Genomic DNA, 14667 nt, shown 5'->3' with positions numbered 1-14667 from the left:
GGCGCCATAAGCGAGGGATCGAATTCCAGTCCCGCTCGCCTTCGGCAAGCACGAGGAAAAGACATGAAGAACCTTCTCTTGCAAATCTTCACTTGGTGGAACGGCCAGACGTTAGGCACGCGTTTTGCGACCTGGCGTTTCGGCAAGCGCGTCGGTGAGGATGAATTCGGTAACGTCTACTATGAAGGGGGCATGTCTTCCTACGGCCTACCGAAGCGCTGGGTGATCTACAAGGGCTATGCTGAAGCCTCCGCCATCCCGCCGGGCTGGCACGGCTGGATGCACCACCGCACCGATGTGCCGCCGTCGCAGGAAAGCTACGCCGCCAAGGACTGGCAGAAGACCCATCGTTCCAACCTGACCGGCTCTCCGCAGGCCTACCGCCCGCCGGGATCGCTTGCGGTTTCCGGCGAGCGCCCGCGTGTGACCGGCGACTATGACGCCTGGACGCCCGGCAACTGACATCGCTCTGCGAAGCGGGCCGTCCGGCCCCGCTTTTGGCCACAATTGACCTTTACCCGCAGATTGGCCGCACGAGCTGCGGCCTTTGATCTGAAATGCGCTGGAGACGGGTAGATATGAAGCTTTTCACGCGGAATCATGTCCTGCGTGCCGCCGGGTTGGCCCTGGCGCTTGGCTCTTCCTTCCTGCCGCAGGCGGCGTCTGCCGCACGCATCGACAATCCCGTTGCCGTCTTCTCCGGTCTCGACAAGATCACCGGCCGCATCACCACCTTCGACGTCTACGTCAACGAAACCGTGCAGTTCGGCGCGCTTCAGGTCACGCCGAAGGCCTGCTATTCGCGCGACCAGGCGGAGGCCCAGAAGATCGACGGTTTCGTGGAAGTCGATGAGATTACCCTCGACCGCAAGATCCGCCGCATCTTCACCGGCTGGATGTTCGCCGACAGCCCAGGCCTCAACGCCGTCGAACACCCGATCTACGACGTCTGGCTGAAGGACTGCAAGGCGCAGTCCGAGGTGCCAGCGCCTGAGGGTGCTGCGAAGTAGCGCTCCATTCCTTATTTGCGCTTAGCTGAAATTCTCGGTGTTGTCGCAAGTCTCTTCTCCCCTTGGGGAAATGTGCCGGAGCACCAGCGAGGCGATGAGGGGGCTACCCGCTGTGCCTTTAGACGTGGAGTACTTGGTTCCCTTCATCCGGCTGCCGCCACCCTCTCTCCGTGGGGAGAAGGGAACTCGCGGCTCTCAAAACTCCAGATGCGGTGAATCCATCGCGGCAGCCAGCATCACCGCATAGTCGTCCTTGGGCATGTCGATGGCGCCGAAGGTCTTCAGGTGCTCGGTGGTGAATTGCGTGTCGAGCAGGGTGAAGCCTCTGTCGCGCAGACGCTCGACCAGATGAACGAGACAGATTTTCGAGGCGTCGGTGCGGCGGGAGAACATGCTCTCGCCGAAGAAAGCGGAGCCGAGCGAGACGCCGTAGAGGCCGCCGGCCAGTTCATTGCCGTCCCAAGCTTCGACGGAATGGGCATGGCCCATGCGGTGAAGCATGGAATAGAGCGACCTGATGGTATGGTTGATCCAGGTGCTCGGCCGGCTGGAAGTTGCCTCCGCGCAGGCCGCGATCACTGCGTCGAAATCATGATCGAAGCGGATATCGAAGGGTTGCTTGCGGATGGTCTTCGCGAGGCTTTTCGAGACATGGAAATGATCGAGCGGCAGCACGCCGCGAAGCTCCGGCTCGACCCAAAAGATTTCCGGGTCGTCGGCTGACTCGGCCATCGGGAAGAGTCCGATGGAATAGGCGCGCAGGAGAATCTCCGGGGTAATGCCTGGGGACTTCCTGCGCGAGCCTGCCATTTCCGTTATGCCGGATGGTGGGCCAGGTAGTGTTCCAGCCAGTGGATGTCATAATCGCCATTGGCGATATCCTGGTTGGACACGAGATCCTGGAACAATGGTAGCGTCGTCTTGATGCCATCGACGACGAATTCGTCAAGAGCACGGCGCAGACGCATCATGCATTCCACACGGGTGCGTCCATGCACGATGAGCTTGCCGATGAGGCTATCATAATAGGGCGGGATCTTGTAGCCCTGATAGGCGCCGCTGTCGATGCGCACGCCAAGACCGCCCGGCGCATGGAAATGCGTGATCGTCCCGGGCGAGGGCACGAAGGTGCGCGGATCCTCGGCATTAATGCGGCATTCGATGGCGTGGCCCTCGAAGGTGACCTCTTCCTGCGTGACGGAGAGGCCGCGGCCAGAGGCGACGCGGATCTGCTCGTGCACGAGGTCGATTCCGGTGATCGCTTCGGTAATCGGGTGCTCCACCTGCAGGCGGGTGTTCATTTCGATGAAAAAGAACTCGCCATTTTCGTAGAGGAACTCGATCGTGCCCGCGCCGCGGTACTTCAGCTTCTTCATGGCGTCAGCGCAGATCTGGCCGATCTTCATGCGCTGCTCGACGTTGAGTGCCGGAGAGTTTGCTTCTTCCCAGACCTTCTGGTGACGGCGCTGCAGCGAGCAGTCGCGTTCGCCAAGGTGGATCGCATTGCCTTCGCCGTCGCCGAATACCTGGATTTCGATGTGGCGCGGCTTGCTGAGGAATTTTTCCATGTAGACGGCGTCGTTGCCGAAAGCGGCTGCCGCTTCCGTGCGGGCCGTCGACCAAGCTTCGATAACGTCGGCTTCGGTCTTCGCGACCTTCATGCCGCGGCCTCCACCGCCTGCCGTTGCCTTGATGAGCACCGGATAGCCGATCAAGGCTGCCGTCTTGATCGCATCTTCCGCAGTCTTCACTTCGCCGTCCGAGCCTGGAACGACGGGGATGCCGAGTTCCAATGCGGTCGTCTTGGCGGTGATCTTGTCACCCATGATGCGGATATGGTCCGCCGTCGGACCGATGAAAGTGATGTCGTGGGCATCGAGGATGTCCGCGAATTTCGCGTTTTCCGAAAGGAAGCCGTAGCCCGGATGCACGGCATCCGCACCGGTGATTTCGCAGGCGGCAACGATCTGATGGATGTTCAGATAGCTATCGCGCGAGGGCGGCGGGCCAATGCAGACGCTTTCGTCGGCTAGGCGCACATGCATGGCATCGGCATCGGCGGTGGAGTGAACCACCACGCAGGGAATGCCAAGCTCTTTGCACGCGCGCAGCACGCGCAGCGCAATTTCCCCGCGATTGGCTATGAGGATTTTCGAGACCATGACGTCCGCCTTATTCGATGACGACGAGGAGCTGGCCGTATTCGACGGGCTGGCCGTCCTCGACGAGGATCTCCGTGACCTTGCCGGACTTCGGAGACGGAATCTGGTTCATCGTCTTCATTGCTTCGATGATGAGAAGCGTCTGGCCTTCCTTGACGGTAGCGCCGACTTCGATGAAGGCGCGGGCCCCGGGAGCCGGAGCCATGTAGACAGTGCCGACCATCGGCGCGTTGACGGTGTTGGCCGGGTTGCGCACTGCGGCGGCCGGAGCAGCGGGAGCGGGCTGCGATGCGGCTGCGGAAGAAGCGGCTGCAGCATAGGCCGGAACACCTATCGGCGCCTGGACGTAATGCGTGTTGCCGGCGCGCGAAACGCGGATACGCAGCTCGTCCTGCTCGACCTCGATCTCCGTCAGGTCCGTTTCGTTGAGGATGTTCGCGAGATCGCGGATCAGCGCCTGATCGATACCTTTTTTCGTCTCAGCCATGAGTGTGCCCTGTCTTCTTCTTATGCCGTGAGGTTCTTCAGCGCGTGCAGCGCCAGGATATAGCTATGGGGGCCAAAACCGCAGATGACACCCTTCACAGCGGGCGCGATCATCGACTTGTGGCGGAATTCTTCCCGAGCATGAACGTTGGTGATGTGGAGTTCCACCACCGGAATGGAAATAGCGCGGATTGCATCGTGCAGCGCGACCGAGGTGTGCGTATAGGCGCCGGCATTGAGCACGACACCCGCTGCCTTGCCGTTTGCCTCGTGGAGCCAGTCGACGAGGACGCCTTCGTGGTTGCTCTGGCGGAAGTCGACCTCCAGGCTGAGTTCGCGGCCCGCCGCCTTACAATCCGTCTCGATATCCGTGAGCGTCTTTCCGCCGTAAATGCCGGGCTCTCTGGTGCCCAGCAAATTCAGGTTAGGTCCGTTCAGGACAAAAATGGTCTGCGTCATCGAATGTTCCGTCAAAAGCACGAGGGCCACCTATAGACTCCCCATGCCTTGATTGAAAGCCCTTTGGGGAGGGCAGCCCGAATCGTGCCATCTTTGTCCACATGGCTGAAACACTTGGATTTTGGCGAATTGATGGGCGGGCCCTCAGCAGCTCGTCTTGCCGCAGGCGCGCATGTTCTTGATCTTGGTGTCGAGGTCGGCGGCACCGACCGCCCCCTGTACCAGCTCGTTGCCGATCACATAGGACGGCGTGCCGGTGATGCCGAGGTTCTGCGCCAGTTGATAGGTCTTCTGAACACTCTCGTCGTTCGGGCTTTTCTTCATCTCCGCGCGGATCTGCTCCTTGCCGATACCCAGCGATTCGGCGACGGTAAGCGCCGTATCCTCGTCGGCGCGTCCGCCGCTGCCAAGCAGGGCGACGTGGAAATCCCAGTACTTCTCCGGCGCGAGCTTGCGGAAGGCGTCCGCCACCTTGTGGGCGGCCGCCGATTCAGGCCCGAGGATCGGGAATTCCTTCAGCACGAAACGGACGTTCTTGTCCTTTTCGAGCAGGGTCTGCATGTCGGCAAGCGCATGGCGGCAATAGCCGCAATTGTAGTCGAAGAACTCGACGATCGTGACGTCGCCCTTCGGATTGCCGACCGTCGCGTCGTATTTCGCGTCGAAGATTTCCTTCTCGTTGTCTTCGATAGCCCTGTTGGCTTTTACGAGACGCGCCTCTTCCTGCTTCTTCTGCAGGGCATTCTGCACGTCGATCATGATCTCGGGGTTCTGGATCAGGTATTCCTTGATAAACGCGCCGAACTCCTTCTTCTGCGCGTCATCGAGGGCTGCTGCCGGAAGCGGCAGGGCAACGCTCGCTGCGAGCGCAAGGGCGGTGAAGGCTTTCGGGAAGAAGGTCATTTTATCCTCGTCTACTACAGATGGGGCGCAATATTTGCCGCATCTTATCATCGCCGTGTTAACAGGTAGAACTGCAAAGCACCAAATTACGGCGCGTGGTCCGGTCCTCAAACAGGATTTTTCGCAGGCGCGGCGCAATCGCGGGATTGTGATGACCCGATTATTGCGGCAATTGTCTGGCGCCAAGTGTGAACTTCCGGAGAGATGCAGCCTTGTTTTCCGTATCGAGACGCAGCGAAGTCGAACCCTTCCACGCCATGGATGTCCTTGCAGAGGCGACCAGACGGCGCGCAAGCGGACATCCGGTCATTTCGATGGCCGTCGGCCAGCCTTCCCATCCGGCGCCGCAGGTAGCGCTCGAGGCGGCACGCGCAGCACTCGCCGAGGGCAGGATCGGCTATACGGATGCGCTCGGGACCGCACGGCTGAAGCAGGCGCTCGCCGGATACTACCGCAATCGGCGCGGGCTCGACATCGACCCGCTGCGGATTGCCGTCACCACCGGCTCGTCCGCGGGCTTCAACCTTGCCTTTCTCTCGCTCTTCGACGCCGGCGATGCCGTGGCGATCGCCAGGCCCGGCTATCCGGCCTATCGCAACATCCTCGGCGCGCTCGGCTTGAAAATCCTGGAAGTGCCGGCAACGGCGGAGACGCATTTCACGCTGACGCCGGAAAGCCTGGAGGCGGCGCAGCACGAAAGCGGCGTCAGGCTGAAAGGCGTGCTGCTCGCAAGCCCGGCAAACCCGACTGGCACGGTGACGGGCAGAAAGGCACTGAAGGCGCTTGCGGATTACTGTGCCGCCAACTCGATCGCCTTCATTTCCGACGAAATCTACCATGGACTGACATTTTCCGGCGAGGAGACGAGCGCCCTGGAACTGACCGGCGAGGCGATCGTCATCAACTCCTTCTCGAAATATTATTGCATGACCGGCTGGCGCATCGGCTGGATGGTGCTGCCGGACCGTCTGGTCCGGCCGATCGAACGCGTGGCGCAAAGCCTCTACATCTCGCCGCCAGAGCTTTCCCAGATCGCCGCAACGGCGGCGCTCGGCGCTACCGCAGAGCTCGACGTCTACAAGGCAAGCTATGCCAGGAACCGCGATTTCTTGATGCGGCGTCTTCCCGAAATCGGCCTGTCGATCGCTTCGCCGATGGACGGCGCCTTCTATGCCTATGTCGACGTCACCCGCTTCACCAACGACAGCATGGCCTTCGCCAAGCGCATGCTGTCGGAGATCGATGTCGCCGCCACGCCGGGATTCGACTTCGATCCACTGGAGGGCAATCGGACGATGCGCATGTCCTATGCGGGCTCCGAGGCCGAGATCGCCGAGGCGGTGGAGCGGATTGCCGGCTTGCTGAAATAGGCGCCGATTTCAGTGGCTTGGCTTTGTTTTTGAAAGCATTTTCGAACGTTCTTGATCGGAATACCAGAGCGCATGGTTTCCCGTTCACGCGGCAACCTCACCGGTGGTTTGATCTTTTATTTCACCTCGGACGGGGCGCTGGGAATTGCCGCGTTAAGATGAAAATATATGGCGCATCCCAGCGCCCCGTTCGGCGGTGCTGGGTTTTCGGCGTTTGTTATGCGCGGGGATCTGCCGCATTTCCCCCTCACCAACGAAATCTCAGACTTGGCCGGTGGCCAAGGGTAAGGTTTCGTATGCTCTCCCACAGGTGGAGAGGAAGGGTGCCAAGCGCGCCGCGAGGTTCCTCTGTCCACTGCAGGAGAGGAGATTGTGGTCTGCCGTCAGTTGAAGTGCCGAGGGGAAGCGATGCGTTATCAGCCGCCAGCAATCAACGGAGTGCGTGCGAAAGTCATTCGGGCGGATTCGACCCGGGCTGGGAATATGTTCTGACAGGTTATACGTGCCCGGAAGCTGAAAGATCGCAAGTTCCGGCGGCAAGTGCCTCTAGGACGGTGTATCCTCGACTTCGTCTGGCTCAACGCGAAACTCATCGTTCACCTCGACGGATCACAAGATGCCGACAATACCTCAAACAAGGCACGGGATGCGCATTTCAGAGCGCACGGCGTTCTGCGATTCTGGAATGACGAGTTCGAGAGAAATCTGGATTTCGTCTGCTTGGCTACACTCGATCAGTTGCGGAATGCTGGCGAATAGCATTTGCCTCTCGCCCAAAACAAAAAATCCGGCCGCGTCGCCGCAGCCGGATTGATTATTTGATCGCTAGGAGCGCTTCTCAGAAGAAGCCGCGGCGTTGCCACCAGCCGGCTTTTTTCGGCTTGCCGTCATTGTCGGCTTCGGCCGGCTCGCTGCGTGTGGATTTGACCGTCGGGATCGCCGAAGAAGAGATGTTCGATTCGCGGTTGGCGCGACCCGGCTTTGCTTCGTCCTGCGCCGGCGTTGCGAGGTCGGCGGAGGCTTCGACCGTTTCGGCCTCCGCTTCCACGACGGGCGCTGCTTCGGCGACCGGCTCTTCGACAGGCGACACGGCGGCCTTGCGGCGGCCGCGGGGCTTGGCTGGCTTTACGTCTTCAGCGGCGACAGCGCCGGTTTCGATGGCTGCCATTGCGGGCTGGCCTTCGCCGGCTTGTTCAGCAACGGCTTCGACGATTTCAGCCTGCGTTTCTGCCTCGGTGCCACCCTCTGCATCGGCGTTGGTTTCGTCGCCGGCGCTCAGTTCGCCGCCTTCCTCGCGGTTGCGGCGGCCGCCGCGCTTGCCGCGGCGGCGGCGCTTGCGGCGCTGGGATTCTTCGCTTTCAGCCTGGGTTTCGGAGGCTGCTGCGGCTGCCTCATCGCCCTCGCTGCCCTCGTCGTCGCCTTCATCCTCGTCGCCAGCTTCGCCGGAAACGGCATCCTGGGCGGTGAGCGGTTCACCGGCACCACTGCGGCCACGGCGGCGGCGGCGGCGCTTACGCTTGCGGCCGCCTTCGCTATCAGCCTCGGCGCGCTGCTGGGGCGCGCGCTCGGCGGCTGCGGGCTTTTCGTCGAGCTCCTCGTCTTCTTCCTCCTCCATCTCGATGACGACATCGTCGTCGTCATCCTCGGGAATGGCAGCGAAGTTGAAGAGGGTTTCGATCTTGACCGGGTTTTCGACCGGCTCGCCGCGATCGATCGCGAAATGCTGCGAACCGACCGCACTGTCGGCATCGACGACGATCGCGACGCCGAAGCGGCTCTCATAATCGATGATTGACTGGCGCTTGTGGTTGAGCAGGTAGAGCGCGATCTCCGGGGTGGTGCGCACGGTGATGTCGTGCGTTGTGTTCTTCAGCAGATATTCCTCGATGCCGCGCAGAACATGCAGCGCGACGGAGGACTGCGAACGGACGTGACCGGTGCCGCCGCAATGCGAGCAGACCTGGGTCGTGGATTCAAGCACCGAAGCGCGGATGCGCTGGCGCGACATCTCGAGCAGGCCAAAATGCGAGATGCGGCCGACCTGGATGCGTGCGCGGTCGTTCTTCAGGCATTCCTTCAGTTTCTTCTCGACGGCGCGGTTGTTGCGCTTCTCTTCCATGTCGATGAAGTCGATGACGATCAGACCGGCCAGGTCGCGCAGGCGAAGCTGGCGGGCGACTTCATCGGCCGCCTCGAGATTCGTCTGAAGCGCGGTGTCCTCGATCGAGTGCTCGCGGGTCGAGCGGCCGGAGTTGACGTCGATAGATACCAGCGCTTCCGTCTGATTCATGATCAGGTAGCCGCCGGACTTCAGCGTTACCTGCGGCTGCAGCATGCGGTCGAGCTGCGCCTCGATGCCGGAGCGCGAGAAGATCGGATGGATGTCGCGGTAGGGCTGAACCACCTTGGCGTGGCTCGGCATCAGCATCTTCATGAAGTCTTTCGCTTCACGATAGCCTTCCTCACCGGAAACGATGATCTCGCTGATGTCCTTGTTGTAGAGGTCGCGGATCGAGCGCTTGATCAGCGAGCCTTCCTCGTAAACGAGGCAGGGGGCGGTCGACGCCAGCGTCAGCGTGCGGACGTTTTCCCACAGGCGCATCAGATATTCGAAATCGCGCTTGACCTCGACCTTGGTGCGGTTGGCACCGGCCGTGCGCAGGATGACGCCCATGCCTTGCGGCACTTCGAGCATGCGAGCGATTTCCTTGAGACGCTTGCGGTCCTGCGGATTGGTGATCTTGCGGGAAATGCCACCGCCGCGCGCGGTGTTCGGCATCAGAACCGAGTAGCGGCCGGCGAGCGAGAGATAGGTGGTGAGTGCTGCGCCCTTGTTGCCGCGCTCTTCCTTGGCGACCTGCACGAGCAGGATCTGGCGACGCTTGATGACTTCCTGGATGCGGTACTGCTTGCGCGGCTTGCGCTGCACGCGGTCCGGAACCTCTTCCATCGCGTCTTCGGCGCCGACGGATTCGATCACTTCCTCTTCATGGTCGTCGTCGTCATCGTCGTCATTGCTGCGGCGGCGGGAATCGACGTCTTCGGAGATCGAATCGGTCTCAACGGCAGCGGCCATGCTGCCGCCGACGGGGCCTTCGTCATCGTTATCGGCGACGGCAGCGGAAGGCGCTTCCACGTCGGAGGGCACGGCATCTTCCGTTGCGGTGGTTTCGACGACCTTCTTGCGGCTGCGGCGCGGCTTGGCCTTCTTGGCCGGAGCCTCTTCGGCGGCCGGAGCAGCCTCTTCGGCCGGAGCGGCGTCCCCGGAAGCTTCGGCAGCGGCCGGCTGTTCCTTGGGCATGATGCCGATGTCCGGCTGTTCCTGGGTTGACAGGTCGCTTACCGGTGCGGTTTCGACGTGCTCGACATCCTCGTCGCGGCGGTGCTCCTCGGCCTCGGCGCGCAGCAGCGCCTGACGGTCGGCCAGCGGGATCTGATAATAGTCGGGGTGGATTTCGGCAAAGGCCAGGAAGCCGTGCCGGTTGCCGCCGTAATCGACGAAAGCGGCCTGCAGCGAAGGTTCGACCCTCGTTACTTTGGCGAGATAGATGTTGCCGCGTATCTGCTTCTTGTGCTGCGACTCGAAGTCAAATTCTTCTATGCGGTTCCCGCGAACGACAACGACACGTGTCTCTTCCTCGTGAGACGCGTCGATAAGCATTTTGTCTGCCATGTAAGGTGTGCTCCTCGGCGCAGCCGAAGACTCACATTCCCGCCTGTATCTGTAACAGGGGGCATGCGGCCGAACGTGGGTGCGCCGGATAATGAAAGTCGCGCTTGGTTCGGGCGGGACAGCAGCAGCCAGGCAACAGCGGGGAAATCATTCTCCCGGAGCCTGTAGACTTTGGATAAAACCTGCTGCGAAACCATTATGACCAAGCGAGATCGACAATACTTAAGACCCCTTGGGGTCCGATGAGTTTGCTCCTCGGAGCGTTTGGTGGCTATCCACCGATGAAGTTTCCGCATACGCCGGAAAATTCAGGATCCAGTTTACCTTGGAGAGAAGTGTGTACGACGGCGGACGATTGCCGGTTGTGGCGCCAGGTCCTCGTGGGGTTGGCAGCCGCGCGGCGACTCTATCCCGTCAACACTTCTAACCTGAAAATCGTTGTATGGTTTCTCTGTCACAATAGCAAGGGAAAAGCCAAATGCGCCATAATATTGATGGATTTCGAAACGCATAGACAATCGGGGAATCAGTGGTCCTGATTCGGTGGTGGCGCGACAAACGCTGAAAGCCGGGCGATGCGTGCATCAAGCCGCAGGATCCATGCAATAACAGATAGGATGTGGCGGTCGATTGTTTAAGAGGGTGCGGCCCGCAGCGGGGGAATCCGGCAAGCGGAAGATGAGATTCGTAGGCGTGCTCGCGGCGGCGGTTTCGCTCCAGGCTGCCATCGCGCTTGGTGCCGATCCGAAGAAACCCGAGGCGCTGCTTGCCTATGGCGCACGCATCATCGGCGACGACGCCCGCACGCGCGTCGTCATCGATTTCGACCGGCAGCCAAGTTTCTCCGTTCATTATATCGCCAATCCCGAGCGCATCGTCGTCGATCTGCCGGCGACCGCCTTCGGCTTCCAGGCTAAGGATCTGGCGGCGAGGGGGCTTTTCAAGGACATTCGCTACGGCACGATGGATGAAGGCAGCGCCCGCATCGTGCTGACGGCCGTCAAGCCGGTGAAGCTGGCGGCGGCCAAGGTACAGGCGGACGAGGACGACAAGGGCTATCGCCTTGTGCTCGATGCCGAGATGACCGGCAAGGAGGAGTTCGCAGCCCTCGTCAAGGCGCAATCCTGGAGCGATCCGGCGGACCGTCCGCAGCCAGCGAACGCCATGCCGGCGCCCGAGGCGGCAAAGCCCGGCGATTTCATCATCGCCGTCGACGCCGGCCACGGCGGCATCGATACCGGCGCGATCGGCGTCGATACCAAGACCGAGGAAAAGCAGGTGACGCTCGCCTTCGCCAAGGCTCTCACCGACCGGCTGAACCGCGAGCACGGCATCAAGGCGTTCCTCACCCGCAGCGAGGATGAATTCCTGTCGCTTGCCGAACGCGTGCAGATCGCCCGGCAGAACCACGCGGGCCTCTTCATCTCGCTGCACGCCGACACGCTGAAGCAGAAGGACATCCGTGGCGCGACGGTTTATACGATCTCGGACAGGGCCTCGGACAAGCTCGCCGCCGATCTTGCCGAGCGCGAAAACCTGTCGGATCAGATCGCCGGCAAGGAAACGGTGGCCGAGCCGCCGGCAGTCGCCGATATCCTGCTCGATCTGACGCGCCGCGAGACCCAGGCCTTCTCGATCTCGCTGGCCGAAAGCGTGCTCGGCTCATTCAAGGACCAGATCAGCACGATCAACAATCCACACCGGCATGCGGGCTTCCAGGTTCTGCGGGCGCCGGACGTGCCCTCGATCCTGCTCGAGCTCGGTTTCCTTTCCAATGCCGAAGACGAAAAGCTGCTGCTCGATGAGAAATGGCGCGGCAAGATGGCAGAACTTCTGACCGACGCCGTCAAGCGCTACCGCTCTTCCGTGGTTGCCAATGGCGGCTGAGGCCGTGGCGGAGATGTGACACCTGCTGCGAAAGCAAAGCGGCGCATGTGAATGGGGCAGGCGAGCCCTATTTTGCTCACATTCAGGCCGTTACTCGCCGCTATGTTTCAATAGGCGGGTTGGATTCAGCTTGTCGCGATGCCACTCATGGAGTAAGCCGCGCGACGTGCAAATCGCCCGCTTCCATGCAAATATAGCGCCTGCGCCGATTGAAGATTTGGAATACCGGTAGCTCAATATGATCAGACTTCTTGGATATTTCTTCGGAATTGCTTGCGTCCTGTTTCTTGGCGCTGCAGCCGTCGTTGCCGTCTACCTGGTAAGCGTCGCGAAGGATCTCCCCGATTACGCTGTCCTGAACAGCTATGCGCCGCCGGTCACCACTCGCGTTCACGCCGGAAACGGCGCGCTGATGGCCGAATATGCCAAGGAGAAGCGTCTTTTCCTGCCGATCCAGGCGATCCCGGATCGTGTCAAAGCGGCGTTCCTTTCGGCCGAAGACAAGAATTTCTATAACCATCCCGGCGTCGACCTGAGCGGCCTTGCGCGCGCCATCGTCGTCAACCTGCAGAATTTCGGCTCCGGCCGCCGTCCGGTCGGCGCCTCGACGATCACGCAGCAGGTGGCGAAGAACTTCCTGCTCACGTCCGACCAGACGATCGACCGCAAGATCAAGGAAGCGATCCTCTCCTTCCGCATCGAGCAGGCCTATAGCAAGGACAAGATCCTCGAACTCTATCTGAACGAGATCTTCTTTGGCCTGAATTCCTACGGCATCGCCGGTGCGGCACTCACCTACTTCAACAAGTCGGTCACCGAACTCACCGTCGCCGAAGCCGCCTATCTCGCCTCGCTGCCGAAGGGCCCGGCCAACTATCATCCCTTCCGTCATCCGGATGCCGCGGTCGAGCGCCGCAACTGGGTCGTCGACCGCATGGTCGAAAACGGCTATGTGAGCCAGAGCGACGGCGCGGAAGCCAAGACGCAGCCGCTCGGCGTAACCGTCCGCAGCAACGGTCCCTCGCTTTTTGCCTCGGACTACTTCGCCGAGGCCGTCCGCCGCCAGCTCATCGGCCAATATGGCGAAAAGACGCTTTACGAAGGTGGTCTTTCGGTTCGCACCTCGCTCGATCCGCAGATGCAGCTTGTCGCGCGCAAGGCGCTGCAGGACGGGCTGACGAGCTACGACGAACGCCGCGGCTTCCATGGACCACTGAAGACGATCGACACTACGGCCGACTGGGGCAAGGCGCTCGCGGAAATTCCGACACTCTCCGACGTGCCGGAATGGCGCCTCGCCGTCGTGCTTGCCGTCTCCACTGAAAGCGTCGATATCGGCCTCCAGCCCGCCAGGGACGGCGCCGGAAAGGCTGCCGCCGAGCGCGAGCACGGCGTGATCGAGGCGAAAAACATGCAGTGGGCCTACCGCTCCTCGACTGGCGAGCGCAAGACGGCCAAGTCGCCGGAAGGTGTGCTTTCGCCGGGCGACGTTGTCTATGTCGAGCGCCTGGGCGGCGAAGGCTCGACCGCCTACCGTCTGCGCCAGCCGCCGAAGGTTCAGGGCGGCTTCGTCGCCATGGATCCGAAGACCGGCCGCGTTCTCGCAATGGCGGGCGGCTTCTCCTATGGCCAGTCGGAATTCAACCGCGCGACGCAGGCGATGCGCCAGCCCGGCTCCTCGTTCAAGCCGTTTGTCTACGCAGCGGCCATGGACAACGGCTATACCCCGGCTTCGGTGATCATGGACGCGCCCATCGAGATCGTCTCCGGCAGCCAGGTTTGGAGGCCGGAAAACTATGGTGGTGAATTCAACGGTCCGTCGACGCTGCGCTCCGGCATCGAGCACTCACGCAATCTCATGACCGTGCGCCTTGCCAACGACCTCGGGATGAACATCGTTGCCGAATATGCCGAGCGCTTTGGCATCTACGACAAGATGCCGCCGCTGATCGCCATGTCGCTCGGCTCAGGCGAAACCACGGTCCTGCGGATGGTCTCGGCCTATTCGGTTATCGCCAACGGCGGCAAGCAGATCAAGCCGACGCTGATCGACCGCATCCAGGACCGCTACGGCAAGACGATCTTCAGGCACGAGGAACGCCTCTGCGACAGCTGCAATGCCGGCGACTGGCAGAACCAGGAAGAGCCGACCATCGTCGACAACCGCGAGCAGGTTCTCGACCCGATGACGGCCTATCAGATCACCTCGATGATGCAGGGCGTCATCACCCGCGGCACGGCGGCAGGCAAGATCGATCTCGGCGCACGCGACGTGGCCGGCAAGACCGGCACCACCAACGATGAGAAGGATGCCTGGTTCGTCGGCTTCACGCCGGACCTCGTGGCCGGCCTTTATATGGGCTTTGACAATCCGGCGCCGCTTGGCCGCGGCAGTACGGGCGGTGGCCTCTCCGCGCCGATCTTCAACGAGTTCATGCAGGCAGCCGTCAAAGACATGCCAGAATCGAAATTCGTCATTCCGCAGGGCATGAACCTGATCCCGATCGACCGCAAGACGGGCATGACGGCGATGGAGGGCGATCCGAACACTATCATCGAGGCTTTCAAGCCCGGCACCGGCCCGGCCGACAGCCTGTCCGTCATCGGCATGGACGGCACCATGGCGCCGGAGGAGATCCTGAAGACCTCGCCGCAGGCGAACCAGGCCGTGCAGTCCGGCGCGGGCGGCCTCTACTGAACAATCCCATAATAGATGC

At 61.5% G+C, this 14667-nt stretch carries 12 protein-coding genes; 6 read left to right on the top strand and 6 right to left on the bottom strand.

The window, feature by feature from the left end; translation table 11 throughout:
* The first annotated feature begins 63 nt into the window (after positions 1 to 63).
* Both BN1800_RS01855 and BN1800_RS01850 read left to right on the top strand, forming a co-directional pair.
* On the top strand, positions 64 to 462 hold the full coding sequence (locus tag BN1800_RS01855) for an NADH:ubiquinone oxidoreductase subunit NDUFA12 (protein ID WP_086993949.1): 399 nt from the start codon (positions 64 to 66) through the stop codon (positions 460 to 462).
* A 116-nt stretch (positions 463 to 578) separates the two neighbouring features.
* Complete coding sequence (locus BN1800_RS01850; protein WP_086993946.1) at positions 579 to 1010, top strand: DUF2155 domain-containing protein; 432 nt, start codon at positions 579 to 581, stop codon at positions 1008 to 1010.
* Between the two features lie 195 nt (positions 1011 to 1205).
* Here the strand turns inward: BN1800_RS01850 and aat are convergent, their stop codons facing one another.
* The 5 genes from aat to BN1800_RS01825 all read right to left on the bottom strand — a co-directional run bounded on the left by aat (position 1206) and on the right by BN1800_RS01825 (position 5020).
* A complete protein-coding gene (gene aat, locus BN1800_RS01845; RefSeq protein WP_086993943.1) occupies positions 1206 to 1820 on the bottom strand; it encodes a leucyl/phenylalanyl-tRNA--protein transferase in 615 nt (204 codons plus the stop codon).
* Positions 1821 to 1825: 5 nt separating this feature from the next.
* Positions 1826 to 3172: an acetyl-CoA carboxylase biotin carboxylase subunit gene (gene accC, locus BN1800_RS01840; protein WP_027508590.1), complete on the bottom strand. Its 1347-nt coding sequence runs from the start codon at positions 3170 to 3172 to the stop codon at positions 1826 to 1828.
* Between the two features lie 10 nt (positions 3173 to 3182).
* Entirely contained in the window at positions 3183 to 3659 is a 477-nt protein-coding gene (gene accB / locus BN1800_RS01835) for an acetyl-CoA carboxylase biotin carboxyl carrier protein (RefSeq protein WP_027508591.1), read from the bottom strand.
* Between the two features lie 20 nt (positions 3660 to 3679).
* On the bottom strand, positions 3680 to 4117 hold the full coding sequence (gene aroQ, locus BN1800_RS01830) for a type II 3-dehydroquinate dehydratase (RefSeq protein WP_027508592.1): 438 nt from the start codon (positions 4115 to 4117) through the stop codon (positions 3680 to 3682).
* Between the two features lie 144 nt (positions 4118 to 4261).
* The gene (locus tag BN1800_RS01825) at positions 4262 to 5020 is read right to left on the bottom strand and encodes a DsbA family protein (RefSeq protein ID WP_086993940.1); all 759 of its coding nucleotides are present in this window, start codon (positions 5018 to 5020) and stop codon (positions 4262 to 4264) included.
* Positions 5021 to 5232: 212 nt separating this feature from the next.
* Here BN1800_RS01825 and BN1800_RS01820 point away from each other — a divergent pair, with 212 nt between their 5' ends.
* Together BN1800_RS01820 and BN1800_RS42175 are read left to right on the top strand one after the other, a co-directional pair.
* The gene (locus tag BN1800_RS01820) at positions 5233 to 6390 is read left to right on the top strand and encodes a pyridoxal phosphate-dependent aminotransferase (RefSeq protein WP_086993937.1); all 1158 of its coding nucleotides are present in this window, start codon (positions 5233 to 5235) and stop codon (positions 6388 to 6390) included.
* A gap of 498 nt (positions 6391 to 6888) precedes the next feature.
* On the top strand, positions 6889 to 7149 hold the full coding sequence (locus BN1800_RS42175; RefSeq protein ID WP_280173941.1) for a DUF559 domain-containing protein: 261 nt from the start codon (positions 6889 to 6891) through the stop codon (positions 7147 to 7149).
* Positions 7150 to 7228: 79 nt separating this feature from the next.
* On the opposite strand, the gene BN1800_RS01810 is transcribed toward BN1800_RS42175, so the two are convergent.
* Positions 7229 to 10063 (bottom strand): ribonuclease E/G, encoded by a 2835-nt coding sequence (locus BN1800_RS01810; RefSeq protein WP_086993934.1) that lies wholly within the window; start codon positions 10061 to 10063, stop codon positions 7229 to 7231.
* Between the two features lie 630 nt (positions 10064 to 10693).
* Between BN1800_RS01810 and BN1800_RS01805 the strand changes: the two genes are divergently transcribed.
* Together BN1800_RS01805 and BN1800_RS01800 are read left to right on the top strand one after the other, a co-directional pair.
* Complete coding sequence (locus BN1800_RS01805) at positions 10694 to 11950, top strand: N-acetylmuramoyl-L-alanine amidase (protein WP_086993931.1); 1257 nt, start codon at positions 10694 to 10696, stop codon at positions 11948 to 11950.
* Positions 11951 to 12188: 238 nt separating this feature from the next.
* A complete protein-coding gene (locus tag BN1800_RS01800) occupies positions 12189 to 14648 on the top strand; it encodes a penicillin-binding protein 1A (protein WP_086993928.1) in 2460 nt (819 codons plus the stop codon).
* Positions 14649 to 14667: the final 19 nt, after the last annotated feature.

Origin of the sequence: Rhizobium sullae (assembly GCF_900169785.1) — a bacterium.
In the GTDB taxonomy this organism is placed as follows: Bacteria; Pseudomonadota; Alphaproteobacteria; order Rhizobiales; family Rhizobiaceae; genus Rhizobium; species Rhizobium sullae.
The sequence above is the reverse complement of the archived record's forward strand: the minus strand, read 5'-3'. Positions and strand labels throughout refer to the sequence as shown.